Source organism: Acidobacteriota bacterium, from assembly GCA_033549365.1.
Taxonomy (GTDB): Bacteria; Acidobacteriota; Aminicenantia; order Aminicenantales; family Saccharicenantaceae; genus JAWSUF01.
In genome coordinates, this window is record JAWSUF010000011.1 from 61495 (window position 1) to 87321 (window position 25827).

Annotated in this window: 24 protein-coding genes; 8 read left to right on the forward strand and 16 right to left on the reverse strand. The window is 58.3% G+C overall.

Annotated elements, in window-relative coordinates; all coding sequences use genetic code 11:
- Positions 1-4 precede the first annotated feature (4 nt).
- The 5 genes from SCM96_13035 to SCM96_13055 all read left to right on the forward strand — a co-directional run bounded on the left by SCM96_13035 (position 5) and on the right by SCM96_13055 (position 3785).
- Positions 5-496: a flavodoxin domain-containing protein gene (locus SCM96_13035; GenBank protein ID MDW7761543.1), complete on the forward strand. Its 492-nt coding sequence runs from the start codon at positions 5-7 to the stop codon at positions 494-496.
- Positions 497-596: 100 nt separating this feature from the next.
- On the forward strand, positions 597-1052 hold the full coding sequence (locus tag SCM96_13040) for a nuclear transport factor 2 family protein (protein ID MDW7761544.1): 456 nt from the start codon (positions 597-599) through the stop codon (positions 1050-1052).
- 175 nt (positions 1053-1227) lie between these two features.
- Positions 1228-2301: a threonine synthase gene (gene thrC / locus SCM96_13045; protein MDW7761545.1), complete on the forward strand. Its 1074-nt coding sequence runs from the start codon at positions 1228-1230 to the stop codon at positions 2299-2301.
- Between the two features lie 99 nt (positions 2302-2400).
- On the forward strand, positions 2401-2841 hold the full coding sequence (locus SCM96_13050; GenBank protein MDW7761546.1) for a hypothetical protein: 441 nt from the start codon (positions 2401-2403) through the stop codon (positions 2839-2841).
- A gap of 83 nt (positions 2842-2924) precedes the next feature.
- On the forward strand, positions 2925-3785 hold the full coding sequence (locus SCM96_13055; GenBank protein MDW7761547.1) for a DUF4097 family beta strand repeat-containing protein: 861 nt from the start codon (positions 2925-2927) through the stop codon (positions 3783-3785).
- Positions 3786-3875: 90 nt separating this feature from the next.
- On the opposite strand, the gene SCM96_13060 is transcribed toward SCM96_13055, so the two are convergent.
- Positions 3876-4682 (reverse strand): arsenite methyltransferase, encoded by an 807-nt coding sequence (locus SCM96_13060; GenBank protein MDW7761548.1) that lies wholly within the window; start codon positions 4680-4682, stop codon positions 3876-3878.
- Positions 4683-5083: 401 nt separating this feature from the next.
- Here SCM96_13060 and SCM96_13065 point away from each other — a divergent pair, with 401 nt between their 5' ends.
- On the forward strand, positions 5084-6709 hold the full coding sequence (locus SCM96_13065) for an amidohydrolase (protein MDW7761549.1): 1626 nt from the start codon (positions 5084-5086) through the stop codon (positions 6707-6709).
- A gap of 31 nt (positions 6710-6740) precedes the next feature.
- Here SCM96_13065 and SCM96_13070 read toward each other — a convergent pair whose 3' ends face one another.
- From SCM96_13070 to SCM96_13100, 7 genes are all read right to left on the reverse strand, one after another.
- The gene (locus SCM96_13070) at positions 6741-8303 is read right to left on the reverse strand and encodes an AAA family ATPase (protein MDW7761550.1); all 1563 of its coding nucleotides are present in this window, start codon (positions 8301-8303) and stop codon (positions 6741-6743) included.
- A gap of 419 nt (positions 8304-8722) precedes the next feature.
- Positions 8723-9148 (reverse strand): hypothetical protein, encoded by a 426-nt coding sequence (locus SCM96_13075; GenBank protein ID MDW7761551.1) that lies wholly within the window; start codon positions 9146-9148, stop codon positions 8723-8725.
- Positions 9149-9158: 10 nt separating this feature from the next.
- Positions 9159-10541: an aminotransferase class V-fold PLP-dependent enzyme gene (locus SCM96_13080; GenBank protein ID MDW7761552.1), complete on the reverse strand. Its 1383-nt coding sequence runs from the start codon at positions 10539-10541 to the stop codon at positions 9159-9161.
- A 104-nt stretch (positions 10542-10645) separates the two neighbouring features.
- A complete protein-coding gene (locus tag SCM96_13085; GenBank protein ID MDW7761553.1) occupies positions 10646-11746 on the reverse strand; it encodes a 6-bladed beta-propeller in 1101 nt (366 codons plus the stop codon).
- Positions 11743-12948, reverse strand: a complete 1206-nt coding sequence (locus SCM96_13090; GenBank protein ID MDW7761554.1) for a 6-bladed beta-propeller — start codon at positions 12946-12948, stop codon at positions 11743-11745. The genes SCM96_13085 and SCM96_13090 overlap by 4 nt, the downstream gene beginning before the upstream one ends.
- Positions 12949-12999: 51 nt before the next feature.
- On the reverse strand, positions 13000-13776 hold the full coding sequence (locus tag SCM96_13095; protein MDW7761555.1) for a sulfite exporter TauE/SafE family protein: 777 nt from the start codon (positions 13774-13776) through the stop codon (positions 13000-13002).
- On the reverse strand, positions 13773-15131 hold the full coding sequence (locus tag SCM96_13100) for an amino acid permease (protein MDW7761556.1): 1359 nt from the start codon (positions 15129-15131) through the stop codon (positions 13773-13775). The genes SCM96_13095 and SCM96_13100 overlap by 4 nt, the downstream gene beginning before the upstream one ends.
- 219 nt (positions 15132-15350) lie before the next feature.
- On the opposite strand from SCM96_13100, the gene SCM96_13105 reads away from it, so the two are divergent.
- Complete coding sequence (locus SCM96_13105) at positions 15351-16349, forward strand: calcium/sodium antiporter (protein ID MDW7761557.1); 999 nt, start codon at positions 15351-15353, stop codon at positions 16347-16349.
- A gap of 157 nt (positions 16350-16506) precedes the next feature.
- Here the strand turns inward: SCM96_13105 and SCM96_13110 are convergent, their stop codons facing one another.
- The 4 genes from SCM96_13110 to SCM96_13125 form a co-directional block, all read right to left on the reverse strand.
- Positions 16507-17064: a hypothetical protein gene (locus tag SCM96_13110; GenBank protein ID MDW7761558.1), complete on the reverse strand. Its 558-nt coding sequence runs from the start codon at positions 17062-17064 to the stop codon at positions 16507-16509.
- A complete protein-coding gene (locus tag SCM96_13115; GenBank protein ID MDW7761559.1) occupies positions 17061-17660 on the reverse strand; it encodes a hypothetical protein in 600 nt (199 codons plus the stop codon). The genes SCM96_13110 and SCM96_13115 overlap by 4 nt, the downstream gene beginning before the upstream one ends.
- A gap of 208 nt (positions 17661-17868) precedes the next feature.
- Positions 17869-19035 carry a PatB family C-S lyase gene (locus SCM96_13120; protein MDW7761560.1) on the reverse strand — a complete coding sequence of 389 codons (1167 nt, stop codon included), beginning with the start codon at positions 19033-19035 and terminating at the stop codon, positions 17869-17871.
- The gene (locus SCM96_13125; protein ID MDW7761561.1) at positions 19035-19673 is read right to left on the reverse strand and encodes a hypothetical protein; all 639 of its coding nucleotides are present in this window, start codon (positions 19671-19673) and stop codon (positions 19035-19037) included. The genes SCM96_13120 and SCM96_13125 overlap by 1 nt, the downstream gene beginning before the upstream one ends.
- A gap of 190 nt (positions 19674-19863) precedes the next feature.
- Here SCM96_13125 and SCM96_13130 point away from each other — a divergent pair, with 190 nt between their 5' ends.
- Complete coding sequence (locus tag SCM96_13130; protein ID MDW7761562.1) at positions 19864-21228, forward strand: sodium-dependent transporter; 1365 nt, start codon at positions 19864-19866, stop codon at positions 21226-21228.
- A gap of 36 nt (positions 21229-21264) precedes the next feature.
- On the opposite strand, the gene SCM96_13135 is transcribed toward SCM96_13130, so the two are convergent.
- Genes SCM96_13135 through SCM96_13150 form a run of 4 tightly spaced genes read right to left on the reverse strand, consistent with a single transcriptional unit; the run spans position 21265 to position 25740 of the window.
- Positions 21265-23196 carry a peptidyl-prolyl cis-trans isomerase gene (locus SCM96_13135; GenBank protein ID MDW7761563.1) on the reverse strand — a complete coding sequence of 644 codons (1932 nt, stop codon included), beginning with the start codon at positions 23194-23196 and terminating at the stop codon, positions 21265-21267.
- Between the two features lie 11 nt (positions 23197-23207).
- On the reverse strand, positions 23208-23684 hold the full coding sequence (locus SCM96_13140; GenBank protein MDW7761564.1) for an HIT domain-containing protein: 477 nt from the start codon (positions 23682-23684) through the stop codon (positions 23208-23210).
- Between the two features lie 39 nt (positions 23685-23723).
- Positions 23724-23999 carry an HU family DNA-binding protein gene (locus SCM96_13145; protein ID MDW7761565.1) on the reverse strand — a complete coding sequence of 92 codons (276 nt, stop codon included), beginning with the start codon at positions 23997-23999 and terminating at the stop codon, positions 23724-23726.
- Position 24000: 1 nt separating this feature from the next.
- Entirely contained in the window at positions 24001-25740 is a 1740-nt protein-coding gene (locus SCM96_13150; protein MDW7761566.1) for a 30S ribosomal protein S1, read from the reverse strand.
- Positions 25741-25827: the final 87 nt, after the last annotated feature.

Sequence of the window (25827 nt, forward strand, 5' to 3'; positions counted from 1 at the left end):
ACCCATGCCCAAAGCGCTTGTCGGCTTTTATTCGAAAAGCGGCAACACCCGGACGATGGCCGTCCGGATCGCCGAAGTCCTGAAGGACCAGGGACTCGACGTCGATCTCAAGCCGGTTGAGGAGATCACGATCGCCATGCTTCTCGACTACGACTGCCTGATTTTCGGATCACCGACCTATTACGGGACGATGGCCTGGCCCCTCAAGAAACTGATCGACGACAGTGTCAAGTATCACGGCCGCCTCAAGGGCAAGTTGGGCGGCGCCTTTACGTCTTCGGCCAATATCGGCGGCGGAAACGAAACGACCGTCCTCGACATCCTGAAGGCCCTGTTGATCCACGGCATGGTCATTCTGGGCGACCATCGCGGCGACCATTATGGCCCCGTGGCCATCGGCCGCCCGGACAAGCGGGCCCTTGATAACTGCGCGGCCTACGCCGAAAACCTGGCCGGTCTGTCCAAGAAGCTTTGGCCGGTCACATCGCCTCCCTGATGACGTGCCGGACAATATCCGTCCAGAAGTGGATTCCGACGGGGGCGAGAAAGCCGGAAATAGAACTAAATGAAAACACCATGAAGATGGAGGATGCGTGATGAAAAGAATTTTTACCGCCGCGGCGCTTATTGCTCTTCTGGCCGCACCCATGTTTGCCCGGGCCGAGGAGGTTTCGGAAGAGGAGGAGATCAAGGTCCTCGTCCTATCGGCGTATGTCGACGGCCTGATCAACGCCGGCGACCTGGACAAGACGCGCGCCGGATTCCACCCCCAATTCGTCCTGCTCGGCCTTCAGAACGGTGATCTGACTCGGCTGCCGATTACCGAATGGATCGCTTCCGTGGAGAAACGCAAAGCCCAGGCTCAAGCTCAGGATCACAAACCGCCGCTGATGACCGGCCGTTTCCTCGATGTCGATGTCACCGGAACCGCCGCGATGGTCAAGATCGAACTCCACCGGGAAGGCGTGCACATTTTCACCGATTACCTGACGCTCTACAAGTTTCCGGACGGCTGGAAGATCGTCGGCAAGATCTATTTCCGTCATTCTTGAATGTGTCGCTTGACACGGCGTTCTTTACGGACTTGAGGCGGGGTTGATGCCCAGGGCGGATTTTCTTTGCCTAGTCTGCGGCCGCAGGATTCAAGCCCGAGCGCCTGAGTATTTCTGTTCGGATTGCGGGGATCCCCTCGTCCTTGCCGGCGCCCCGGAATCGCCCTCAATCAGGATGGTCGAACCTCTGGGGTCGGCGCGGTATGCGGATTTCTTAGCCCTCAACGGAAGCGCCGCGGGCTTCTCCCTCGGCGAGGGCGGGACGCCTCTCCAGCCGCTCGACCGTCTGGCGGAGCGTTTCTTCCTGCCGTCTGTCCTGGCCAAGAACGAGGCCGTCAATCCGACCGGGAGCTTCAAGGACCGGGGGACAGTCACGGCCGTTCAACAGGCGGCGGCGTTCGGGTTCAAGGCCGTGGGGACGGTCTCGACCGGCAACATGGCCGGATCGACGGCCGCCTATGCCGCCCGGGCGGGGATGGGCTGCGTCGTCTGCGTCAAGGACGGCACGCCGCCGTCCAAGATCCTTGCGGCCGGCGTTTACGGCGCGCTTGTCGTCAAGGTCCGGGGGGATTACGCCGCCCTCTTCCGCCGCAGCTTCGAGATCGGCAAGGCGCTCGGTATCGGCTTCCTGAACTCCGTCGATCCATGGCGCATCGAGGGCTACAAGACGGCTTCCTATGAGATCTTCGAGCAACTCGGCGGACGGGCTCCTGATTATCTTTTTGTGCCGACGAGCGCCGGGGGGCATCTTGTCGGTTTGGTCCGGGGCTTCGAGGACCTGAAGCGGGCGGGCCTGATCCGGAAGCTTCCGGCCGTTGTCGCCGCCCAGGCGGCCGGTTGTGCGCCCATTGCCCGGGCCTTCGCCCGCAGCCGGGACATAACGGCCCGGTTTAAGAATCCGCGGACGATCGCTCATGCCATCTCCAACCCCGATCCGCCCGCGGGCCGGATCGTCCTCCGCTTGCTGGCTGCGACCGGAGGCCGCGCCGCGGCCGTCTCGGAGGCCGGGATCCTGAAGGCTCAGCGCCTCCTGGCCGAAACCGAGGGGATATTTTGCGACCCGGCCTCGGCCGTCTCGCTCGCGGCCTTCATGGCCATGGCCCGCCGCGGCGAAATCCCGCCGGGCGCCCGCTCCGTCCTCATGATCACCGGAAGCGGCCTGAAAACGATCGAGGACCTCGATCCCCGGCGTTTGAAGGTCATCGAGTCCCGCTTGGACGGCCTTGAACGTGCGCTGGCGCGGGTCTGAAGCCTATCCGAAGCGCATCGTCCTTGCCTCCCGGGCTTTGAGGGAGTATACTGATCGACTAATCACGCGTCGGCTTGACCACGCCGCCGAGGAGTCGCCATGGAAATCAAGCTCACGAAGGAGCAATACGAAAAGCTTGTCGACTTGGTCTATCTGGGCAACTGGATGATCAACTCCTACCGGACCGACGACCGCCTGGACGAGTATGACAAAGTGGCCGAACAGGTCATGACCCACGCCCCGAGCTGCGGACTCAAGGACAAGGTCGAATTCGATGAGGTTGAGGGGCGGTGTTACCCGACACGGAAGCTTGATGAGGAGCTCCGCGGTTTCGTCGACGACTACGACGACGAGGCCTTCTGGGATCTGGTCGTCGTCAAGCTGGCCGAGCGCGACATGGTCAAGGAATTCGGGGAGGCGGCCGTGGACGGCATGGGCTGGGATGAGTATGAGGAGAAGCGGGAACCCTTCCTCCAGAAATACTTGAAGGAAATCGAGGAAAACGGCATCGACAACCTCGAAATCTATAGAATTTCCTGATTTTGATAAATAGATCAGGAAGGAAACCTTTTAGGTGTGGATTGCGTCTATCCCTATGAAAGAAATCCATATGGGAGGACGCAATGTCCATTGTGAAATTCATGAGGAACTCGTTGCTGGGAACGGCGGCCGTCCTGGCGCTGGCCGTGGGCGCATCCGCCGCCTGCATCGTTGACGCCGACGGCGGATCGGGCGGCCGATGGCCCTGGTCGGATTACAGGTATACGGAAGATTTCCACAAGGTCATTCCTCTTCCGGCCGACGGCTCTTTCAGCCTGCGCAACACCAACGGGAAACTGCAGATTTCGACCTGGGACAGGCCTGAAGTCGAAATCAAGGCCGTAAAATCCGCCCGGGACAGCAAAAGCGATCTGGATCTGGTCCGGATCGATATCGAGACCGGCCGGAATTCGGTGTTCGTCGATACCGTCTATGAGCGCCGCCGCAACCTCAGGGTCAATGTGAGCTACGAAGTCCGCGTTCCCGAGGGCGTTCGCCTCGACAATGTCCGCCTGACGAACGGGGACATCGCCCTGACGGGACGATTCTCAGACGTCGAAGCTTCGACGACGAACGGCGGCATCCGCCTCGAAAACGCTTCCGGACGGATTTCTCTCGGAACGACAAACGGCGGCATCAAGGCCCACGATGTCCGGGGGCCTCTGCAGGCTCGGACGACGAACGGATCGATCACCCTCGAGTGCCGCGAAATTGCGGATGACGTCAGCGCCTCGACCACCAATGGTTCGATTACGTTGCGGGTTCCGCGTGCGCCCGATGCCGATGTCAGTCTCCGGACGACGAACGGCAGCATCAAGCTGGACCATCCCCTGACCATCCAGGGCACCGTCAGTTCGAAGCGCCGGATGCAGGGACAGATGGGCAAGGGCGGCCCGGAGATTTCCCTGAAGACGACAAACGGCTCGATCACATTCGCTCGCTGAGCGGTGAGGCGGCTTTCGCAGCGGCCGCAAATAGGTTGTCGATTGGTTCGTGATTTATGGCGGAATCGCCGGTCCAGGTTGATGCGGTTGCTAGTCCTGCGGTTTTACGGCTTCAATCGTAGCCGAAACGATATAATCCTCAATTTGGCTTCCGGGGGCCCAATCACGAATAAAGGTCTTGCTCTCATCTTTTGGCCTGATCCATATGTTTTCGAAGCCCGCTTGCTTCAACATGGATTCAAGTTCCGGGATGAAGGATGCGCCGCTCACACATCCGGTATACATGGCCATATCTTTCTTGAGGGTTTCAGGCATTTCGGCCGTGGCGACAACATCGGAAATCGCCAGCCGCCCGCCCGATTTCAATACGCGGAACGCCTCGCTGAAGACCTTTTGTTTTTCGGGGGAAAGGTTGATGACACAATTTGAGATAATGACATCAACAATCCCATCGGCAACCGGAAGATTCTCCAGCTCTCCCAATCGAAATTCGACATTTCTGAATCCGGCTTTCTCAGCATTCCGACGGGAAGTGGTGATCATCTCCGGCGTCATATCGACACCGATAACCTGTCCCTTGTCTCCAACGGCTCGTGCCGCCAGAAAACAGTCGAACCCGCCGCCGCTGCCGAGATCAAGGACTGTTTCGCCGGATTGCAATGAAGCGATCGCTTGCGGATTGCCGCACCCGAGACCCATGTTCGCTCCTTCCGGCACAGCCGCCACATCCTTGACGGAGTAACCCAAGCCAAGCGAAATCTCGGCCGCTTTGGTCTCGGCCGGTGTTCCACAACAGGATGAAGATGAGCAACCGCAGCCCGCATTTCCTGAAGCCGCTATTTTGCCGTAGTTCTCCCGAACCGCCCCGCGAATCTGGTCATGTTTGCTTTTTCCCATCTCAAGCTCCACCGGCACAATATTTTTCTTCGGCCTAAACAAGGCATGAACCCGACTTGTTTCTTGCTGAGTTCGCGCCCACCACTTTAAGGGGCTTCCTGAAGGCGAATCGAGAACCTGCCTCCGTGATCATTTTAACCGATTTTGGGCTCTAAAGCCATTTTCCCTATACGGTATCCGGTCGTGCCGATCGACTTCATCCGCGCCGTCGACTGAAGCGCCGGTACTTGGAATGTTATCTTTCAACGATATCGGCCGAATCGCTGAATAATAAAACGGTTATGAACGCAGGATCAGAAGAACATCCACAGAAGGAGGGATGACGTGTCAAATAGAGCGCGTAAACGTGATATGAAATATAAGAAATCTATGATAAGGTGTTTTGTGCCAGGAGGTATTCGATGATCATCTCAGGATTGAAGACGAAAGTCTTTCAACGGGGCTTTGCTTTCCTAGTTGTGTTTATCTTTTTCCTTTCCAATGTCCAGGCGCAGATTGTCCCGGGTCCGGACCGGAGGCCGGACGAAGGAAAGGGTCCATTCGAGCGACTCATCATTCGCGGAGCTGTTCTGATTGATGGTGACGGTTCGCCGCCCTACGGTCCGGTTGATATCGTCATCGAGAAAAACAGGATCGCTGGCGTTGTTCCCGTCGGCTACCCCAAGGTTCCGATCGACGAAAGGCGCCGCCCGAAAGATGCGACTTATGAGCTCGATGCCTCGGGAACGTATGTTCTTCCCGGATTCATCGATACGCATGTCCATGCCGGAGGTCCCCCAAAAAATCCCGAGGCTGACTATGCCTATAAGCTCTGGATGGCCCATGGCATCACCACGGTGCGGGGTGTGGCCCTCGGGCCTTTCGGCTGGACGCTCAAGGAGAAAGAAAGAAGCGCCCGTAACGAGATCGTTGCGCCCAGAATTTTTGCCTATCACCGGCCGGGGAGCGGTGAAGGCTGGACAGGCGGCCGGACCACAACCCCGGAAAAGGCCCGGGAATGGGTGCGTTGGGCGGCGAAACAAGGGATTGACGGACTGAAGCTTGGAGCCGAGGATCCTGAAATCATGGCGGCTCTTCTGGACGAAGCGGCCAAACACCGGCTGGGATCGACGGCTCATCTCGGCCAGGTCGGAGTCGCCCGGATGAATGCCCGGGATTCCGTCCGTCTGGGCTTGACCTCGATGACCCATTATTACGGCCTATTTGAAGCCCTCCTCAAGGATTATTCCGTTCAGCCCTGGCCTCATGATCATAACTATTACGACGAGCAAAATCGCTTCGGCCAAGTGGCCAGGCTCTGGGATCAAATTCATCCGCCTGGAAGCGAAGAATGGAAAGCCCTCGTCGATGAGTTTTTGAAGCACAAATTCATCCTCAATCCGACCATGACCATTTACGAGGCCGGGCGCGACCTGATGCGGGCTCGCAATGCCGACTGGCATGAACTCTACACCCTGCCCTCCATGTGGGATTATTATCAGCCGGATCGACGCGCCCACGGCTCCTACTGGTTTTACTGGACGACCTGGGATGAAGTGGCCTGGAAGAATTTTTACAGGCGCTGGATGATGTTCTTGAATGACTATAAAAAAGCCGGGGGCCGGGTTACGACAGGGTCGGATTCGGGCTTTATCTATAATCTCTACGGATTCGGGTACATTCGGGAACTGGAGCTTCTCCAGGAGGCAGGGTTTCATCCTTTGGAAGTCATCCGGGCCGCCACACTCCACAGCGCCGAAGAGCTTTTTGAGCCTGCGGGCAAACGGATTGAATTCGGGTTGATCCGGCCGGGTCTCCTGGCCGATCTGGTGATTGTCGAGGAGAACCCGCTCGAAAACTTCAAGGTTCTCTACGGCACCGGAGCCGTCAAGCTCAATGATGAAACCGGCCGGGTCGAAAGAGTGGGGGGTGTCAAATACACCATCAAAGATGGCATCATTTATGATGCCAAGCAACTGTTGGCGGATGTTGCGGAAATGGTCAGGAAACAAAAAGAGGAGAGGGAGAAGAACAGGCAACAACCCTGAAAATCTTTTCAGTCCCGAATAAGAACCGCCGTCAAACGATTTCGATCTCGAGCATCCGGTCGATGCGGAAGACGCGCTCCTCGCCGCGCAGGCGACAGAGGGCCCGCAGGCCTTCGAACGATTTGCCTTTGAACTCCATGATCTCGATGCCGAGGGGGAGGATACGGCGGCGCGTCTTGGTGTCGTCGGGTTTGAGGTAAACGATGTCGAGTTCCCGGCCCGAGGCCGCGGCGTCCTCGACCGTGCGGCGCCTGTCCGCGAGGCTTGTCCGTTCGTCGGCCTTTTTGTACTGGAAGCGCGTCAGGAACTTCACGACCCGCCAGTCCATGCGGATGTGCTCACGCCGGATGGGAGCCGCGAGAACCATGCCCCGGAAACTCGTGCACCGGCTGAGGGCGACGTAGACCTGGCCGTGGGCGAACGTGCCGCGGCCGACGTCGATCACGACGCGGTCGAAGGTCTTGCCCTGACTCTTGTGGATGGTCACGGCCCAGGCGAGCCGCAGGGGGTACTGGATGAAGGACCCGGTCGGCTCCGTGACGATATTCCCCGACGCCCTGTCGTAGTGGTAGGCGAAAAGCTCCCAAAGCGACGGAGTGACGTCGACCTCCTCCCCGTCGGTGAGCTCGACGCGGACGGCGCCGTCTTCCTCTTTCGGCGCAGGGAGGCCGGTGATGCGGCCGAGAGTGCCGTTCACCCACCGCCCTTTTCGGTCGTTGTTGACGAACATGACCTGGGCGCCCTTCTTGAGTGATAGGTCTTCTTCGGTCGGAAGGGAACCGCGGTCGAAATCGCCGTCGAGAAGGCCATAGAAAACCCGTACCCGGCCGGGCAGGGCATCGAGATGCGCTCGGTTGCGGCGGTTGGCCTGGTCATTCGTGCTGGTGAGGGTAATGTAAAAGTCCTCGTCGGACGGCTCGAAATCGGGATCGAGAAGAGAGTTCAGCCGGTCGATGTCGTCCTCCCCGGCCGAGCGGTTGCGGATGGCGTTAAGGAGAGCGATGAAATCGCCGTCGGTCTGCCGGTAGATCTTTTCGAGTTCGATGAAGTCCATGTCGAAAGCGGGGTCCGCGAAGGCGCGCGAGGAGAAGAAATAGGGCGACTCGTAGCGATGGGTGAAGACCTCCCGATCGGCGGAGGCGACGACGGGCGGGAGTTGGTAGAGGTCGCCGATAAAGATCATCTGAAGGCCGCCGAACGGCCGCCCCGGCTGCGGGCCGTTCAGGCGGAGAAAGGTTTCGACGCAGTCCATGAGGTCGGCCCGGACCATGGACACCTCGTCGATGACGAGGGCGTCGAACTTCCGGAAGATGTTTTCGCGGCCGCGGGGGATCTTGCGGATCTTGTCCGGAGTGATGTCGATTTTGAATTTGAAAAATGTGTGGATGGTCTGGCCGCGGACGTTGAGCGCGGCCACTCCGGTCGGCGCCAGGACGGCGATTTTCTTCTGTGTGGTGTCCCGGTAGTATTCGAGGAGCGTGGATTTTCCCGTCCCGGCCTTGCCGGTGATAAAGACGTGCCCGCCGCCGTTTTCCATGGCCTCGAGGGCGCGGCGGAATTCCGGGTTGATCTCGATGGGGCCGGCGGTTGTCATGGGTACGGACGCCGGGGCGTCTTTCGGAGCCCTTTTCGCGTCCTTGTTATAGGACGAAGGTCGAGCCGGGTTTATTCTCAATCGGTGCCCCTTTGGTTTATTCATAAATCGGTGTCCTGTTTTGCGACTTGGTTCCCCATGTCCGCAACGAAGTCATCCCAAATGGGGCCATATTTCCGGCGAAGTCGGTTTGCTTCTGATGTCAAGATCCGAGGATTCGCGCTTTTCAATCCGCCGGCTTCAGCAACCCCCCGAAGTCGCGACGAAAATCCGGTTCCATGCTTTTTCCCAAGGTGACGGCGGCGGAGATTCTTCAACGTTGAAGTCCGAGATCCCCACAATCCAAGGAAAGGACATGATGATGCGCCTTGGACTTCTGAGAAGGCTGTCCCGGCCTCACTGCGGTTGTCCCTCCGCTTCTAGTCGTCCGCTTTGCGGCCCGTGACGACGTGGCTTTCGTAGGTGCCCTTGAAGGCGCGGATAAGAAGCCCGTTTTCTCCGCCGAGCCAGGCCTCAGTCAAGACATACTCGGTGATGTACTCCGTGTAGGAGGGCTCGAAGTTCCCCACGATGTTGAAGACGAGGCGGAATTCCTCGGCGGCTTCCGCGGGTGGATTCAGCTTGCCGGCGATGGGGAACGTGGTTTCACGTCCGGTCGCGATCTCATGGAAAACGATCCGGCCTTCCTCGTTCACGTGGATGCGGTATTCGCCGGCGGCAAAGCTCTGGGCCGCCACTTTGAACTTAAAGGGCATCTCGAAGAGAGCGGGCGACGTCGATCCGCCTGCAAACGCGGCGGAAACGAAGACCAGAATTCCGATGGCCAAGATTGTCATGCGCTTCATGTCATCCTCCTTACAAGGGCAGGTCAGGATCCGCCATGGCGGCGCTTCCACCGCCCCTGCCCGCGGCGGCCTGGGTGGGCACGCCGTTTTCGAGGGCGTCCTGCATGGCTTCCACGAACGTGTCGATCTCCTCCGTCGTCGTGTAGACGTTCGGAGAGACGCGGAGAGCCTGATAGTCGAAGACCTGGTTGGGAGGGACCCCGCCGACGAGCGGGACCACGATGATCCGGTACTTGTTCATCATGAACCGGGCCAGGTCCCGGACGTCGATGCCTTCGATGTTGACGGCGGCAACTCCCCAGGTCTCGGCCGGCTCGTCAAGCTTGGACAGGATCCGGACCCGCGGGTTGGACTTGAGGGCATTGGCCCAGCGGAGTGTCAGGTAGCGCATGCGGGCCGCCTTGCGTTCGGCGCCGATGGCCTGGTGGAAGGCCAGAGCTTCGCCGAGAGCCGCCCGGATGCCCCAGGGGTGGGTGCCGATGGACTCGAATTTACGGATGTCGTAGTCCTGTTGTTCCGGTGCGGCTTGAAGGGGCCAGAACCGGGGGATCATCTCCTGTCGAACATAGAGGCAGCCGTTTCCGATCGGGGCCAGGAGCCACTTGTGGAGACTCACGCCGTAGGCGTCGCATTCGAGATCGCGGAGTTTGAAGGGAAAATGTCCGAGGGCATGGGCGCCGTCGACGATGGTCACGATGCCCTTGGAGCGGGCCAGGCGGCTGATCCGCTGAACGGGGAAGAGCTGAGCCGTGAGGTTGGTGGTGTGGCAGAAATGAAAGACCTTGGTCTTCGGTGTGATCGCCTGCTCGAAAAGCTTGTAAAGATGGTCCTGGGTGGCCGGCACGGGGAATTGGAGGCGGGTGATCTTGATGCCTTCGCGGCGCATGCGCTGATCCCAGGTCGTCAGCATACGCGGATAATCCTGCTCAGTCGTCACGACTTCATCGCCGGGTTCGAGGTCGATTCCGTTCTGGACGATCTGCAGGGCTTCGCTTGCGCCGCGGGTGAGGGCCAGCTCTTCGGGATCGCAGCCGAACTCATTGGCCATGCGCCGCCGGATGGTCTGGATGTTTCCGGCGACCATATGCTGGTAGTGGACGGGAAGCATGTTGATCTGCTCCATGTACCGGAACATGGATTCGAGAACGACGCGCGGAGTGGGGCAGGTGAAGCCGTTGTTGAGGTTGATCAGGGTTCGGTCGAGCTTGAACCCGAGCTGGACTTCCCGCCAGTAGAACTCGTCCCGGGCGACGTCTTCGGGGGTGCGCCCCGCGACGGATTGAGAGGCGGCCTCGACGCGTTCGAGATTCGCCGTATTCCAGGTGAAAGAGACGGCCGATGCGGCGCCGGCCGTGCGGAGAAAGTCCCGCCGGCTCCAGAATTTCTGTTTCATATGAGATCTCCTTGTTGTTCGTGATATATCGCCCATTCGATGGGGGGATTGTATATCACGGCCGGAAAATCCGTCAACCTTTGACGCGACTGGGATTCAAGACTTCATTTGGCCGAGCTTGGGGAAACAACGCTTTCCAGAAAAAGGACTTTTGCGTCCACGGAGGATGTGAGACAAAAATGGATTCCATGCCGATCCTGGAATGCGATCAAACCTCGTCCATAGTTGATGATATCGGTCTTGTCCGGACAGTAATAGTGCTCCACGATGTTGCCGGCCGCGTCCAACTCCAGAATCTCGATCCTGGGGAGATGCAGGAGGACAAAGATCCTATTCTTGATCGTGGTGACGCCGGCGATGAGGCGGGGAAGCCTCGGATAGGGGATGTTTTCCGGTTTTCTGTTGTTATAGGCCTTGTCGGTATTGAGTTTTTCCAATTCTTTAAGAATCTTCAGGTCGATCCTGATCTCCTGCAACAACTCGCCCTGGAATGAATAGATTCGAACGATCGGATGGCGGTGAAAGGCCGCGATAATGCCGCTTTCGAGTTTCCCCAAAAAGACCTCGCTGTCGAATGAAAAGTGGCCCGGAATATCCAACCTGTCTCCGAATGCATCCAGGAGCTTTCCGTTTTGGTCGATCCTGATGATCAGCGGATTCTTGTTTTCGTCAGGATAGGTGCAATTCGCCCAGATGTTGTCTTTGAAGACGATAAAATCATGAAAACGGAATAAGACCTTGAATCCCCGCAGGAATTGACCCTCCTTGCTCATGACGGACATTCTTTGACTGTCCAGAATATAGAGGTCCCCGTCTTCCGAGACATCTCCATTCCATGGATGCATGAAATCGCCCGGCCCTTGCCCTTTCCGGCCAAAGGTGGATAGATAGCTCCCCTGTGCCGAGAGCTTCATGATAAAGCTGTGGAGGTTTTCTATTGCGATGATGGAGCCGTCGTCCAGGAGGACGATGTCCGAGGGATTGGTTAAATAATGTCCTTGTCTTTCGTCGTCCTCCGTTGGGAACTCCCGTTTGATTTTCAGCCTTGTCCATTCGGACTGAATGGGGTGGTTCTTCAGCAATTCCTTCTTGAGGCTCAATGCGTAGGGTTCGGCCTGTGGACCGGGAGGAACAGGCGACATGAAAGCCGAGACCAAGGCCATAACGGGCCATACGAGCATGATCGCCAAAACGAGCTTTTTCATGGATTCCTCCCGTCATGGCCCTTCCGTTTGAATTGCATTCCATAAACATCGATAAATTGGGAAAAATCCTCCGTGTCAATAGGACGGACCTTGTAGATTTTTCCATGATGATAAAAACTGTTCTTTGATATTTTTGTGGTTTTGAAAGACGAGAGCCATTCCCCCTTTCGGTTGAAAATATCAACGGTGTTCTCGAAATTCGGATTCATGTTATCTTCATATGTTTCTCCGGATATGACCCAGATGTTTTCTTTTAAGTCCTGAAACATCGTCCGGACAATGGGGGGAGCTTTGAGAATGGTCATTTGGCCCTTTTCAACGGCTTTCTCATAAGTCGAAGTCAATCTCGTCCTTGCGTCTTCAGAATAGTTTTTGACTTGATATTTTCTGCCGAAAATCAAATCCGGTTTTCCCGATTTGTCGTATCGTGTTATGGAATACTTGTGATGATTATCCTCCGGAAAGAAAAACTCCCCGCTTTTAAGTATGAGCATCCACTCCCAGCATGGATACCCTCGAAGACCAAGAGGGTATGTGTATTCGAAAAGATCTTTTCCTCCCGAAAAATCCCTGCTATAAGTGCCTAGGATCAGATCAAGTTTGGTAAAAGTCCGGTCGGTCTTTCCCTTAAGGACATAAATCAGATTCCCGACCGCCTGAAGTCTTAAAGGATTATCACCATAGATGTGGATCACATCGCCGGCAATGTATTCTCCTTGAAGGTCGAGGATTTTCAGCTCGTTACGTCCATGGAATACATAAATTCGATTATTGCTGATGACCATAAAATGTGCTTCCTGGAATTCGTTTGGACCCTGTCCCCGCCTTCCAAAACGATTGACAAGCCTTCCTTTCTCTTCAAAAACTGTTATGGTTCCTTCATATCTGTCCAGAACATAAAGATTATTGTTCTTGTCAAAATCAACAAAGCCTTGATACTCATTCTGTTTGTTGAAAAGGCTGATTTCCGTGACATCAATCCGATAGAGTTTTTCCAGATCCACAATCGATTCTTCTCCATAAACCGGAAGAGCATTGATGATGACTTGGATCTGATCTGTCTTCGGATGACAGGAAACAACAAGCAGGAAAACCATCAAGGAGTATGAAAAAAGGCCGAGACGATATGCTGACCACATAGCCGGATTATGCCGGACTGACTTCCACTTTGTCAACTTTGCAGGCTTCGTTTCGAGTGGCATTCATCCCCAATCTCAAAATGCCGGGATTGTCCGGTATGGAAGCCCGGGAGGTTAGAAAAAGAAGCGGGCGGCCATAAACAGCAGAAAGAGGCCGTAAAGGAGCTTGACTGTGGCTGAGGGCAGGCGGATGGTGATCCGGGCGCCGAAGACCGTACCAAGGAAAATCCCCAGGGCTACGGGCACGGCCGCCGCGAGATCGAGCGTCCCTTCCCGCCAAAAAACCAGAACTCCGGGAAGCCGCATGGGGAGAAGGATTGTTGCGAGTGATGTGGCGATGGCCCGTTTGGCCGGATAGCCGAGGAAGATCGTCAGGAAGGGGACGATGATGTTGCCGCCGCCGATCCCGAACAACCCGGACATGACGCCGGCCGCGAGGCCGACGCCGACGAGGGCCGGAGCGGGAGCTCTCGGCGCCGTCTCGGGCTCGGGCTTGGCCGGCGCGTCTTTCCCGAGCGCCCGCAGAACACGCCTCCGGGGCTCGATGAACTCCCAGCTCATATAAAGGAGAAAAACGGCGTAGATGATCCGCATGGTATCGGCCGGAAGCGCGTTGGCCAGCCAGGCGCCGGCTGCAACCGAAATCATCAGCCCCGCGGCCATCCAGGCCGCCGCCCGGATGTCGATGATCCGGGCCTTGTAATACGCGATGACGCCGAGCAGGCCGACCGGAAGCAGAATGGCTGCGAGCGACGTCCCCGTCGCCTCGACCAGCGAAAATCCGGCCAGCAGCACCAGGGCGGGCACGATGACGATGCCGCCGCCGATCCCGAACATCCCGGACATGACGCCGGCCGCAAAGCCCACGAGCACGAGAACGGCAATGCTCATGACCGGCTCTCCGCCCCGCCTTCAGAAACCGGCGGTTCGCCGTACAGCCGCCGCATCAGCCGGAAGACCGGATATCCCAGGGCGAAGAACACGGCGCCGATCAAAGCCTCCCGAGTCTGAGTCAGGAGGACATTCAAAGAGATCCCGAGCAGAAACAGGACAAAGAAGGCCGGCAACACCGGATAAAGCGGCACCCGGTATCCTGTGTGCGTCTCACCGGCCCGGCGGGCCTTGCGCCTCAGGATGAAAATTGTCGAGGCCACGAGGGCGATATTCAGACTGTCGAGGAACATCACGTAGTTGACGATGGCTTCGAAAGTCCCCAGAAAGAAGATGGAGATCAGGATCACGCCTCCGAGAAAGAGAAGTCCCGATTCCTGGACCTGGGTTCTCGGATTGATTTTGTGGAAGACGGGAGGAAGCGTCCGATCTTCGGCCATGGCGAAGTAGGCCCGGGGAATCTGCATCAGTGTGGCGTTGAGGAAGCCCATGGCCGACAGGAAAATGGCCAGGGAAACGAAAAGATAACCGAAGTTGCCGAAACTGGCCCGGGCCGTCTCGGCTGCGACCAGCTTGGCCGCCGCGATTCCCGGCAGGCCCAGCACGCGGAAATAGGCGGCGTTGACGGCCAGATAGCAGGCAATGATGATCAGGATGCCGAAGAAGATGGCCCGGGGCATGTTTTTCCCGGCGTTTCGGACATCGGCGCCGAAATTGATCGTGCACTGGTAGCCGCCGTAGGTGTAGAAGACGGAGATGAAGCCGACACCGAGGGCCATCCACCAGGACGTTTCCATCGACAGACTTCCCATGGTCGCCGGGGCCTTGCCGTAGGCGAAGGCGACAAAGGTCAGCATCCCGATCATGCCCACCTTGAGAAGGCTCAGCAGATTCTGGGCCCAGGCGCCGGTCTTGATGCCGATGTAATTGATTGTCAGGAGGATCAGGATCAGCGTCGCGGCCGTGATCTGGACGCCCAGCCGGGTCTGCATGTTCGGAGGAAGGAGGATGGGGACCAGGTATTCGGCCCCGATGATCGAGACGGCCGCACCCCCCGCGCCGTTGACCACGACGAAGGATGTCCAGTTGAGCATGAAAGCGAGTAGCGAGTGGTAGTTTTCAGCCACAACTTTATAGTAGGCGCCCGGCTTCGAAAAGCGCGACCCGATCTCGGCGAAAGTCAGGGCGCCGATGAAGCTGATGAGTCCGCCGAGACCCCAGGCCAGGAAAAAGAGAGTGGGCGTCCGGGTCGATGAGGCCACGATGGCCGGGGTCCGGAAGATGCCGATGCCGATGACCAGGCTGACGACGATCATCGTCGTATCGAAGGTTGTGAGCTTGGCCTTGATGGTCATCCGGGCCTCCTTGCCGCGGCGTTCAGTCGATCATTCTAGGCCGGATCGGGTTCGGCTGGCAAGCCTGCGCGCATCAGTGTGAACGGCCGGCAAGCTTTTCCGACATGGATTGACAGAGTTGCGCCGACAAGGCTATGATCATCCGACCATGTCGAAGTCGGAACATATCGCCGGGTCGGCCGCGCAACGGGCCGAAACCCGGCGTCAAGGAGTCGAGTTGTGAGCGTCATACACGATTTGATCCAGGCCAATATCGCCGTCGCCTGGCTCGTCATGGCCGCGGCCTTTTTCGTTCTGGCCAAGAGCGCGGATCTTTTCGTCGACAGCGCCGTCGCCATTGCCGACAAGCTCAAGGTCCCCAAGCTCATCATCGGGGTTTTCCTTGTCTCCCTGGCCACGACCGCCCCCGAGCTTTCGGTTTCCCTCAACGCCGCCCTGCGCGGCAACCCCGAAATGGCGCTGGGCAACGCTATCGGCTCGGTCATCGTGGACGACACCATCGCTCTCGGCCTGGCCGGTGTCCTGGCCGCCGGGCCCATCCTGATCATCCCCCAGGTGCTCCGTTCGGCCGCCGTGTTCCTCGTCGGCGTCCAGGGCCTGTGTTTCCTGTTCGTCCTTTCCACCGGGTCTCTGCGGCGATGGGAGGGTGCCGTTCTGGTGGCGCTGTTTTTCGCCTACATGATTTATCTTTTCATCCAGCATAAACGCGGGAAATTTGCAGCGGATCTCGACCTGGAGGCCATTGAAAAGGCCGTGGGACGCCCGCTTCTGAAAACGATTTTCCTCTTCGTCCTGGGGGTTGCCGGAGTCATTCTCTCCGGCGATGTTGTGGTGGTTTCGGCGACGACCATCGCCCGGTCCTTCGCCATCCCCGAAACCGTGATTGCGCTGACGCTTGTCGCCTTCGGGACATCGGTCCCGGAGATCGCCACCTGCGTCGCCGCCGCCCGAAAGGGGCAGGGCGCTCTGGCGGTCGGCAACATCCTGGGGGCGGATATCATGAACATCTGCTGGATCGCCGGCGCCTCGGCCATGGCCAACGAACTCGTCGTCGAGGCCCGGGAAATCACCTTCATGTTTCCGGCCATGTTCATCGTCGTCGGGACGATGCTGATCATGCTGTTCCGGGGCTACCGGCTGACACGGGCGAAAGGGGCGGTTCTTTTGGCGCTGTACGCCGTCTTCGCGGCGAGCTTCTTCTTCATCTACGGCGGATAATGCCGAAGGCGCGTTTTCCGGACGCACGCCTCCGACCCGTGCCGGCTTGACTCACCAACGGAAGCCTCCTTGCGCGGGGATGAAAGGCGGGATGCCGCCGGCATGGTGAGATCGGCCGGTCCTGAGGCGGAAAAGGGGCCGGTATTGAGAGTGAGAGCTATCGGGCGATGACCCAGGGATACTCGCCGACCCCGTCCACCGTGATGGATACGGAGGCCACGACGGTTTCGTCGCCCTTGACCCGGGCTTCGAGCACGTAGTCGCCGAAACGGATTTTTCGGAGGGTGTGGGTAAGGTTGTCGCCGATATCCCCGATATACGTTTCGTTCATGGTGATGGACAGGATGGCCCCATAGGTATTGGTCACCCGGATGGTCGACGGGCCTTCGATTGTGAAGTAATACTGGCCGAAATTCTGAATATCCATTGTCGCGGAAACGACCTGGACTCCGGATTCCTGAACATTGGCGGAGATGATGTGGATCCCGATGGTCGGATTGGGAATCACACCCTGGGCTCCGTGATCGAGCGAGAGTTGTTGAACCCCGTTCCATAAGACATGGACGGCCGTGCCGCAGTCATTGGTGACACTGAACGTGATGGTATCCGGCTCGGGACTGCTGGGGCTTTTGCATCCCGGAATGCACACGGAGATCAGGGAGAAGGCGGCGATCCCGGCCAAAATCCTCGACATCGACTTTTTTGAAACGGTCATGACACTCTCTCCGCACTCCAGGAGCCGCTCAAACCCTCACCCGTGAAGCTGCCCGGCTGATTCCCCATGCCGAAGACCGTCGTCCGGAGAACATAGAACTCCCAGTCGTAATAGACAAGCCACAGGGAGTTGGATGCCGCCGTCCAGGTTCCGTTGTAACCGCGTTCGTCCGTAAAGACTCCCGACACTTTGTCGGGGCCCGAGATCGTGATGCGAAAAGGTTCGGGGGCGGCCACGGATCCGTCGACGTAGGACAGAGTCACTTTCCAGACGCCGCGGATGTCGATCACCCGGGCGCTCAGATTATAGCCGTCTCCATACATGATGATCGAGCCGGAGCCTTCGCTCCTGATGCGGTTGTTGAGAAGAACCTCGACGGTTTCCGGGGCGTTTTGAGGCTTGTAATCGAAGGTCACGGCGGTGAATTCTTTGTAAACGTGCCTCCCGGCTTCGGGCGTTCCCGTCACGCCTTCACCGAGGCTGACATTCAGAACAAAGTCGGGAGCCACCCCGCAACCCGAAAGCCAGACCAAAGCCGCGAGGCAGGCCCATGCCCCTCGGCGTTTATTGCTGATTTTGCCGATCCCGAGATCCATATCCTCTGCACCTTTCAGCTCGAAAAATATCTCCGTCTTTCCAAACGCTCGGTTCCCCGGATCCGTTTCATGTCTGTGGACGTTCCGGAACGGGGCCCGATACATCATCTTAATCCGAAGGGCCCGGAAACGCAAGTCGGGAGCAGAGGCGGAGCAGCGGACGGAAGTCGACCGGGGAGGTTGGGAGATGGAAGAGGACATCAAGGAATCAGGCGAGAGCTCGAGCGATCCGCTCCAGGACCTCGTCCACTCGGGCGCGCGGACAGGCCAGGTTGATGCGCTCCCAGCCCTCGAGTTCCGAGCCGAAGATCGTTCCCGCATCGAAGTGAACCCGAGCTTTTTCGAGGAAAAATGCGTCGAGATCCTTCTGGGACATCCCCAGGGCGCGACAGTCGAGAAGGCCCAGATAGGTGCCCTCGGGTTCGTGGAACCGGATTGCAGGGATTCGCCTGCGGAAAAAATCAGCCGTACGGGCGATCGTGCCTTCGAGGTATTGAAGAAGGGCCTCGAGCCATTCCGCGCCGTGGTTGTAGGCGGCTTCGAGGGCGACCGTGCCGAAGACGTTGGCCAGAACGAGACCGGCCCTTTCCGCCTCGGCGTCGAGCGTGCGGCGGAGGCGTGGATTCGAGGCTATGGCCACAGCCGTGAGGAAACCGGCGATGTTGAATGTTTTGGACGGAGCGAAGAGCGTGATCGTCCGCTCGGCCAGATCTTCATTGAGGGAGGCAAAGGGAATGTGCTTGTGGCCCCGGAAAACGAGGTCCTGGTGAATTTCGTCGGATACGACGAGGATGTCCTTTTTCCGGCAGATGTCCCCGAGACGGCCGAGCTCATCGGCGTTCCAGACGCGCCCGACGGGATTGTGCGGACTGCAGAGAATCAGCAGGCGGGTCCATCGGTCGATTTTTCGCTCCAGATCTTCGAAATCCATGCGCCAAGTCTCCCCGTCGAAGAGGAGCGGATTCCGGGCGATCCTGCGGCCGTTGTTTTCAATCGCTGTCATGAAAGGCCGGTAAACGGGCGTCTGAATGACGATCTTGTCGCCCGGACGAGTGAAGGCCGTCACGCAGAGACTGAGAGCGGGAACGACCCCGGGGGTCAGGATCATCCATTCGCGGCGGATCGGCCAGCCGTGCCGCGTCGCCATCCACTGCGCCGCGGCATTCCAGAAGGAATCCGGAATCCAGGCATATCCATAGGCGCCGTGGGCGGCCCGTCTCCGGACGGCTTCCACAACGGCCGGGGGCGCGGCGAAGTCCATGTCTGCGACCCACATCGGGATAACGTCCGGTTTTCCGAGAGCCCGGGCGGGATATTCCCATTTCAGGGAGCCGGTGTTGCGGCGGTCGAGAAGCGTGTCGAAGTCGAAAGACATCAGCGGTACGTTTGATCGACGATCACGATCCTGTTCGGGTAGGCGATATCGCCGTAGGGCGTTGAAACCCGTGGCAGGGCATCCAGGGAAAGCCGGCCCGTGCTTTTTCGGGCGCCGCCGAGGGCCAGGGCCAATCCGATGATCTCTTCGTACCCCTTATTCCCGAAAAATTCATAGAGGTCGATCGTCAGACGAATGGGGATCGTGGTGTCCTGCCCGGTCCCGGGGATTTCAACGGGCCGCTCGATGTTCCCCGTCACGGTCGGCGTTCCGTCGATGAGCAGGCGCGACTCCAGGCTGGTCAGCGTGGAGACCGTGCGGGGGCTTCCTCCCGTCCCGTCGTTGGGATTCAAGGCCAGAACGTTGAGGATGAATTCCGCCGGCAGCTGCCGGGTCCGAAAGCCATCAAGAAGTCGCAGGCCGTCCATGAAGGAAAAATCCGCCATGTTCGCCTTGCCGCTCAAGGGGATCCCTAGAATCGAAAAATCCTCGACGGCGCCCAATTTGAATTTCAGCCTTTGGAGGTTGGTCAGCGCTCCGGCCAGATCCTCCATCATGGCACAACCCGGGAAGCTCAAAACGGCCGCGAGGACAACGGCGGCGAAAATCGCGATTTTGCGTTTTTTTCTGACGGCCATGCCCGATGCTCCTTTGCCCTTTTCTCGATCGCCTGAAAAGAACCGAGCGAATGATATCGCCCGCGGGACGAACCTGTCAAGGCGAACCGGGTCTCATGTCCGCCGCCGGTGATTTTGCCAAGCGGCCCGTCCTATGGTAAATAAGGGGGAGATTTTACCGGAGAGCGGACTCAGGTCGAGGAGGAAAAACATGGCCGACAGCTTGCAGGACAGAGGCCACTGGGGCTCAAAAATCGCATTCATCCTGGCCGCATCCGGATCGGCCATCGGCCTGGGCAGCATCTGGCGGTTCCCGATCATGGTCGGCCGGAACGGCGGGGCCGTCTTCGTCATGGCCTATATCCTGGCCGTCGTCTTTATCGGGTTCACGGTCATGCTGGCTGAGCTGGCCATGGGGCGGCATACCAGCAAAAACCCCGTGGGTGCCTATGAGACCATCAAACCGAAGACACCCTGGAAAATCGTCGGCTACGCCGGAGTCATCACCGGAATCGTCATCCTGTCCTACTATGCGGTTGTTGCGGGATGGGCCTTTGGATATCTCTACAAGACGATCGCGGGCGTTTTCCGCGGCCGGGTGACCTGGGAGACTGCAGAAACGGCCTTCATCCAATTCGCCGCCGACCCGCTGGAGGTCGTGATCTGCCTCCTGGTCATCATGGGCATCACGACATTCATCATTTCCAGGGGCGTTCAGTCGGGAATCGAACGGTGGTCGAAAATCCTGATGCCCCTTCTTTTTGTCCTGATCATTTTTCTGGCCGTGCGCGCTCTGACCCTTCCCGGCGCCGGCCCGGGACTGGCCTTCTACCTGAAACCCGACTTCGGCAAACTCGATGTCAAGGTCCTCTTTTTCGCTTTGGGCCAGGCCTTTTATTCTTTAAGCCTGGGCATGGGCATCATGATCACCTACGGCAGCTACATCGGCAAGCGCGACAACCTCGTGTCCTCGGCCGGATGGGTCTGCTTCTCGACGACGCTCATCGCCTTCCTGGCCGGAATCATCATTTTCCCGACCCTTTTTGCGACACCGGGTCTGCACCCGGAAAATTTCCAGCCCGGAACGGGCCTGATGTTCCAGGTTTTCCCCATGATCATTTCCCAGGTTCCCGGCGGCTACCTGTTCGGAGTGATGTTCTTCATCCTGCTGCTTGTCGCCGCTCTGACGTCGACCATTTCGCTTCTTGAAGTTCCGACGGCCTTTCTGATCGATGAAAAAAGCTGGAGCCGGAAAAAGGCGGCTTTCGTCATCGGCGGGGCGGCCTTTCTTCTGGGACTTCCGTCCGCCCTGTCCCACGGCGGCCTGCCCTTTCTGACACGGCTGCGTTTCATGGACAGGATGGATCTCGTCTTCGGGAATATTCTCCTGGCCGTGGGCGCATTTCTGGTCTGTGTCTTTGTCGTTTATGCCTGGGGAATTCCCAGGGCTCTTGCCGAGATCGCCTCCGGCCACCCCCGGTTTCCTTTGAAGAAACTCTGGGTTTTCAATATCCGGATTCTGGCGCCCCTGGCCATTCTTCTTCTGCTCGTATTTCTCCGTGTGATCACCGGCTGAATTCCGGATCATGAACGCGGCGATCCGAGCCGTCGGCTATTCGTCCCGGGTGTATCGGGACAGGACGTCCTGGTTGACCGTCATCAGCAGGTTGGAGTTGATCTTGACGTTCCGGTCCTCCCGGGCCTGTGTCAGGAACGACTGGAGGAATTTGTTCTTCTTTTCCTCGAGGAGCGTGTTTCTCTCTTCGGTCCGGACGGCTTCGAATTCCTCCCGGGTGACTTCCTTGCGGTCCAGAACCCGCAGCAGGGCATAACCGCGTCCGATATCGACGGCTTCACTGATTTCACCCGGGGGGAGAGAAAACGCCAGGGCATCGATCTCATCGTTATCACCGATCAGGCCCAGGTATTGCCCCCGCTTATGGGCTTCGACGGCGTTGAATTCCAGACCGGTTTTGCCGGCCGCGGTTTCCCAGTCGTTGTTCAGCCCGTCCCTCACGGCCCAAATCCGCTCGAGGGTTCGCGTTTTCCGTTTCTCCCTGCGGAGGTCGGCGATGACCTTTTCGCGAACCTCGTCGAGCTCGGCCGGTCTTGACGGGTCGATGGTGCGGAGCTGGACGAGACCGACTCCGGTGAAGGTGTAGACGGGAGAGGAAATTTCGTTCTCGGCCAGGGCAAAAAGCGTTTCGCTCAGCGTGCCCGAGGCATCCACGGGAAGGAGTGGATCCCCCTTTTTCAGAAGACCCGTTTCCAGAGCCCGGAGCCCTTCCCTTTGGGCGGCGACGTCCAGACTTTTATCGCGCTTCGCCGCTTTTTCCAGAGCGGCGATTTTCCCGGCGGCCAGATCGCGTGTTTTCTTGTCCTCGAGGAGGTTCCGGACCGTGCCTCGAACCTCTTCAAGCGGGCGGGTCTGTTCCGGCGTTTTTTCCAGGGCCTTGAGCAGGACCACCCCGCCGTCGATTTCGATCACTTCGGAGATCTCACCCTGGCCGAGGGTCCGCGCCGCCTGGGTTTCGCGGGGGCTGAGAGACATCCACTCGAAAAATCCCCAGTCGCCGCCTTCCGAGGCCTTGGGATCTTCGGAATAGAGCCGGGCCAGCATGGCGAAATCCGATCCGCTCCGCAGGCGGTCGAGCAAGTCAGCGGCCTCCTCAAGAGCGGACGTCCGATCTTCATCCTCGAGCGGAAGAAGAATCCGGCCGATGCGGATCTGCTCCGGCTCCTGGAACTGGGAGAGATTTTCCCTGTAGTAGGCCTCGATTTCGGCCTCCGGGATCTCAATCTCCGCTTTCATGTCCTCATTGCGGAAAAAGACATAATCTCCCGCCCGGGTTTCAGGAACGGCATAGACGTCTTTTCGGGATTCGAACCAGGTGCGGATCTCGTCCGGCGAAGGCTCCTCTTCCACCGCCTCGGTCTTTTCAATGTCGGCGATCAAATATTCGATGCGGGCGGTTTCGTTCTGGTTCCGAAAGTTTCCCCAGACTTCGTCTTCCGTGACGACAATGCCCGCCGTCACCAACCGGATGACCTTATTGATCAGGGTGTCGCGCCGGATATTCTCCTCGAATTCGCCGATGTCGATTCTGTTCCACGACAGAATCCGACGGTATTCCTCGAATCCGATGAACCGCCCGTCTCTCTGGAACACGGGGTAGGACATGATGCTGTCGCGGACTTCGGCGTCCGTCGTCCGGATTTTCTGCTCGCGGGCGATCTGCAAAAGAAGTTTTTGCTGAATCATCTGTTCGAGCGTCTGCTGGGTGAGGTTGAGCTGCCGGATGATGTCGGCGTTGAGATCGGGAAACTCCCGTCGCATGGATTCGAGCCGCTGGCGAAGGCTGTGGAAATACTCTTCTCCGGTGATCCGGGATTTGCCCGCCGAGACGAGCGTGTTGCCCCAGTCGACGTCGCCCGTCCTGCCGGCGCCGCCCCAGACGGCGAAGATGGTGATGACAAAGGCGATGATGACGATCCACATGACGGGCGCCAGGGATTTGACATTCTTGCGCATCGATTTCAGCATGGTTTCACCTCTCAGCGTTCTTTGCGGGCGGCCGCCGCGCGCGATTTCGTGAACAGGGGCCGCAGACGCCGGCAGGTCGTATCCAGGTCTTCGAGCATGATTTTTGTCCGACCCACCAGGGGCATGAAGTTGGCGTCTCCCGTCCAGCGGGGGACGATGTGAATATGGAAATGATCGGCCACGCCGGCCCCGGCGCTCCGGCCGAGATTCATCCCGATGTTGAATCCTTGCGGTTTGTAGGCGGATTTGAGAACCCGAAGCGAAAGCCGGATCAAGGCCATGAGTTCTCCGGCGAGTTCCGTGCCGGCCTGATCGAGATCATCGAGATGTCGAAACGGTGCGATCATCAGGTGTCCCGGCGTATAGGGATAGCGGTTGAGAATGACAAAGGAACGCCGGCCCCGATGAAGGACAAGGGAGCCGGCATCCCCTTTGGTCTTTCCGGCCAGGCAAAAGATGCATCCTTCCGCCTTCTCGGTTTTTCTCACGTAGGGCTCCCTCCACGGCGCGGCGATATAGCGAAGCATTTAGGCGTTGATCATTTCCTTGAGCAGTTTGCTGGGTTTGAAATACAGGACTCTCTTGGGCGGAACATCGACGGGTTCGCCGGTTCGGGGATTGCGTCCGGAGCGGGATGTCCGGGTTCGGAAACGGAAGCTTCCGAACCCCCGGATTTCTATCTCTTCGCCTTTCAGAAGAGCGTCCTTGATGGCCTCGAAAAACAGGTTGACTCCCTCCTCCGCTTCCTGTTTGGGGATGTTCAATTCCAGGGAGATCCTGGTCACGAGATCGGCCTTGATCATCTCAGTCCTCCTTCCGGCTCTTTTTGGCGGGTCTTCGGAAGTTCATGAGCTGGTCTCTCATGATGTCCCCCAGCGTCATTTTATCGTCCTGGGTATCCATATATTTCTGGAACTCCATCCTCTGAAGATCGAACTGGGCCTGCCGGAAGCTGAGGGAGATTTTCCGGGCCCGGGGGTTCATCTTGAGGATCTTGGCGTTTTTTTCATCCCCGACCGCGAAGGCATCGGAGGGCTTTTCGATCCTCTTGTCATCGAGCTCCGAGAGAAAGACGACGCCTTCGATGCCCGGGATGATTTCGACGAAGACGCCGAAATCCGCGAGCCGGACGATCTTGACCTTGACGATGTCACCGGCTTTATGGCGGGCGCCGAAATCCTCCCAGATGTCGCCTTCAAGCTGTTTGATGCCCAGGGAGACCTTCTGCTTGTCGGAATCGATGTTGAGGACGACGACCTCGACCTCGTCGCCGACCTTGAGTTTGTCCGACGGATGCTTGACTTTCTCCCAGCTGAGGTCGGAGACGTGGACCAGGCCTTCCACACCCTGATCGACTTCGACGAAGGCGCCGAAGTCCGTCAAGCTGGTGACCTTGCCCTTGATCCGGGAGCCGGGGGCGCATTTCTGCCGGAAGACGTCCAGAGGATGCGGCGTCGTCTGTTTGAGACCGAGAGAGATCCTCTTGCTTTGGGCGTTGACGTCGAGAATGCTGACCTCGACCTCCTGGCCGACTTGAAGAATCTTTTTGGGATGAACGAGCTTGCGGGACCAGGTGAGGTCGGAAATATGCACGAGACCTTCCACGCCGGGTTCGAGTTCGACGAAGGCGCCGAAATCCGTGAGGCTGACGACCTTGCCGTTCAGCCGCTGCCCCCCCTGATACTTGTCCAGGATATTCGACCAGGGATCGGGCGTCATCTGCTTGAGACCCAGGGAGATCTTCTCTGTTTTTTCGCTGAAGTCGAGGACCAGGACTTCGAGCTCCGTGCCTACGGAGATCTTCTCCGAGGGGTGTCCGGTTTTGCCCCAGGACAGATCCGAGACATGAAGCAGTCCTTCAATCCCCCCGATATCGACGAAGGCGCCGAAGCTTGTCAGGGAACGGACCTTTCCTTTGACTTTCTGTCCTTTGGCCAGGGTCCCGAACACGGCCCGTTTCCTTTTTTCCCGTTCGTCCTGAAGAAGAAGCTTGCGGGACAGGACGGCGTTTTCGCTTTTCCGATCGAATTTCATGATCCGGAATTTGAAGGTTTGACCGACAAGAGAGGCGGGGTCCCTGACCGGCCGGATGTCGGCGTGGGATTCCGGAAGAAATGCGTCGATGCCCACATCGACGATATATCCGCTTCGGTTCCGTTCCTTGATGGATCCGCTGATCGTGCTGTTGTGCGCGAAAGCTTTCTCCAGAGCTTCCACGGCCTTGATGCTGTCCGCCCGCCTCTTGGAAAGGATCACGGTGCCGTCTTTGGGGTCCGTTCTTTCGAGCATGGCCTCGACGGCATCGCCCGGCTTGAGTGCCGCGGCTTCCCGGGGGTCGCGGAATTCCTCGATGGGAATGGCGCCTTCGGTTTTAAACCCGATATCCACGAGGATGTGGGTCGGCGTCGACTTGATGACCCGGCCGCTGACAATACTGCCCTGGGTGATGTCCCCGGATTGGAACTGGTACTTGTCCAGAAGGTCGGCGTAATCTTCCGAGGAAATCTTGTCGTCCTTGTTCGGATGCTTGGTTAAATCTGTCATGGAACTCTCTTCTCCCTTCGTATCTTCGTATTGTCGCGCTGCCGGATGATGTCGACGGCGTCGTGTTCAGTGTCAGGGTGTCTCATA

Excerpts from the sequence above, each read along its gene's own strand:
- SCM96_13035 (MDW7761543.1), top strand. The coding sequence starts at position 5 with ATGCCCAAAGCGCTTGTCGGCTTTTATTCGAAAAGCGGCAACACCCGG.
- SCM96_13040 (MDW7761544.1), top strand. The coding sequence starts at position 597 with ATGAAAAGAATTTTTACCGCCGCGGCGCTTATTGCTCTTCTGGCCGCA.
- thrC (MDW7761545.1), top strand. The coding sequence starts at position 1,228 with ATGGTCGAACCTCTGGGGTCGGCGCGGTATGCGGATTTCTTAGCCCTC.
- SCM96_13050 (MDW7761546.1), top strand. The coding sequence starts at position 2,401 with ATGGAAATCAAGCTCACGAAGGAGCAATACGAAAAGCTTGTCGACTTG.
- SCM96_13055 (MDW7761547.1), top strand. The coding sequence starts at position 2,925 with ATGTCCATTGTGAAATTCATGAGGAACTCGTTGCTGGGAACGGCGGCC.
- SCM96_13060 (MDW7761548.1), bottom strand. The coding sequence starts at position 4,682 with ATGGGAAAAAGCAAACATGACCAGATTCGCGGGGCGGTTCGGGAGAAC.
- SCM96_13065 (MDW7761549.1), top strand. The coding sequence starts at position 5,084 with ATGATCATCTCAGGATTGAAGACGAAAGTCTTTCAACGGGGCTTTGCT.
- SCM96_13070 (MDW7761550.1), bottom strand. The coding sequence starts at position 8,303 with ATGACAACCGCCGGCCCCATCGAGATCAACCCGGAATTCCGCCGCGCC.
- SCM96_13075 (MDW7761551.1), bottom strand. The coding sequence starts at position 9,148 with ATGAAGCGCATGACAATCTTGGCCATCGGAATTCTGGTCTTCGTTTCC.
- SCM96_13080 (MDW7761552.1), bottom strand. The coding sequence starts at position 10,541 with ATGAAACAGAAATTCTGGAGCCGGCGGGACTTTCTCCGCACGGCCGGC.
- SCM96_13085 (MDW7761553.1), bottom strand. The coding sequence starts at position 11,746 with ATGAAAAAGCTCGTTTTGGCGATCATGCTCGTATGGCCCGTTATGGCC.
- SCM96_13090 (MDW7761554.1), bottom strand. The coding sequence starts at position 12,948 with ATGCCACTCGAAACGAAGCCTGCAAAGTTGACAAAGTGGAAGTCAGTC.
- SCM96_13095 (MDW7761555.1), bottom strand. The coding sequence starts at position 13,776 with ATGAGCATTGCCGTTCTCGTGCTCGTGGGCTTTGCGGCCGGCGTCATG.
- SCM96_13100 (MDW7761556.1), bottom strand. The coding sequence starts at position 15,131 with ATGACCATCAAGGCCAAGCTCACAACCTTCGATACGACGATGATCGTC.
- SCM96_13110 (MDW7761558.1), bottom strand. The coding sequence starts at position 17,064 with ATGACCGTTTCAAAAAAGTCGATGTCGAGGATTTTGGCCGGGATCGCC.
- SCM96_13115 (MDW7761559.1), bottom strand. The coding sequence starts at position 17,660 with ATGGATCTCGGGATCGGCAAAATCAGCAATAAACGCCGAGGGGCATGG.
- SCM96_13120 (MDW7761560.1), bottom strand. The coding sequence starts at position 19,035 with ATGTCTTTCGACTTCGACACGCTTCTCGACCGCCGCAACACCGGCTCC.
- SCM96_13125 (MDW7761561.1), bottom strand. The coding sequence starts at position 19,673 with ATGGCCGTCAGAAAAAAACGCAAAATCGCGATTTTCGCCGCCGTTGTC.
- SCM96_13130 (MDW7761562.1), top strand. The coding sequence starts at position 19,864 with ATGGCCGACAGCTTGCAGGACAGAGGCCACTGGGGCTCAAAAATCGCA.
- SCM96_13135 (MDW7761563.1), bottom strand. The coding sequence starts at position 23,196 with ATGCTGAAATCGATGCGCAAGAATGTCAAATCCCTGGCGCCCGTCATG.
- SCM96_13145 (MDW7761565.1), bottom strand. The coding sequence starts at position 23,999 with ATGATCAAGGCCGATCTCGTGACCAGGATCTCCCTGGAATTGAACATC.
- SCM96_13150 (MDW7761566.1), bottom strand. The coding sequence starts at position 25,740 with ATGACAGATTTAACCAAGCATCCGAACAAGGACGACAAGATTTCCTCG.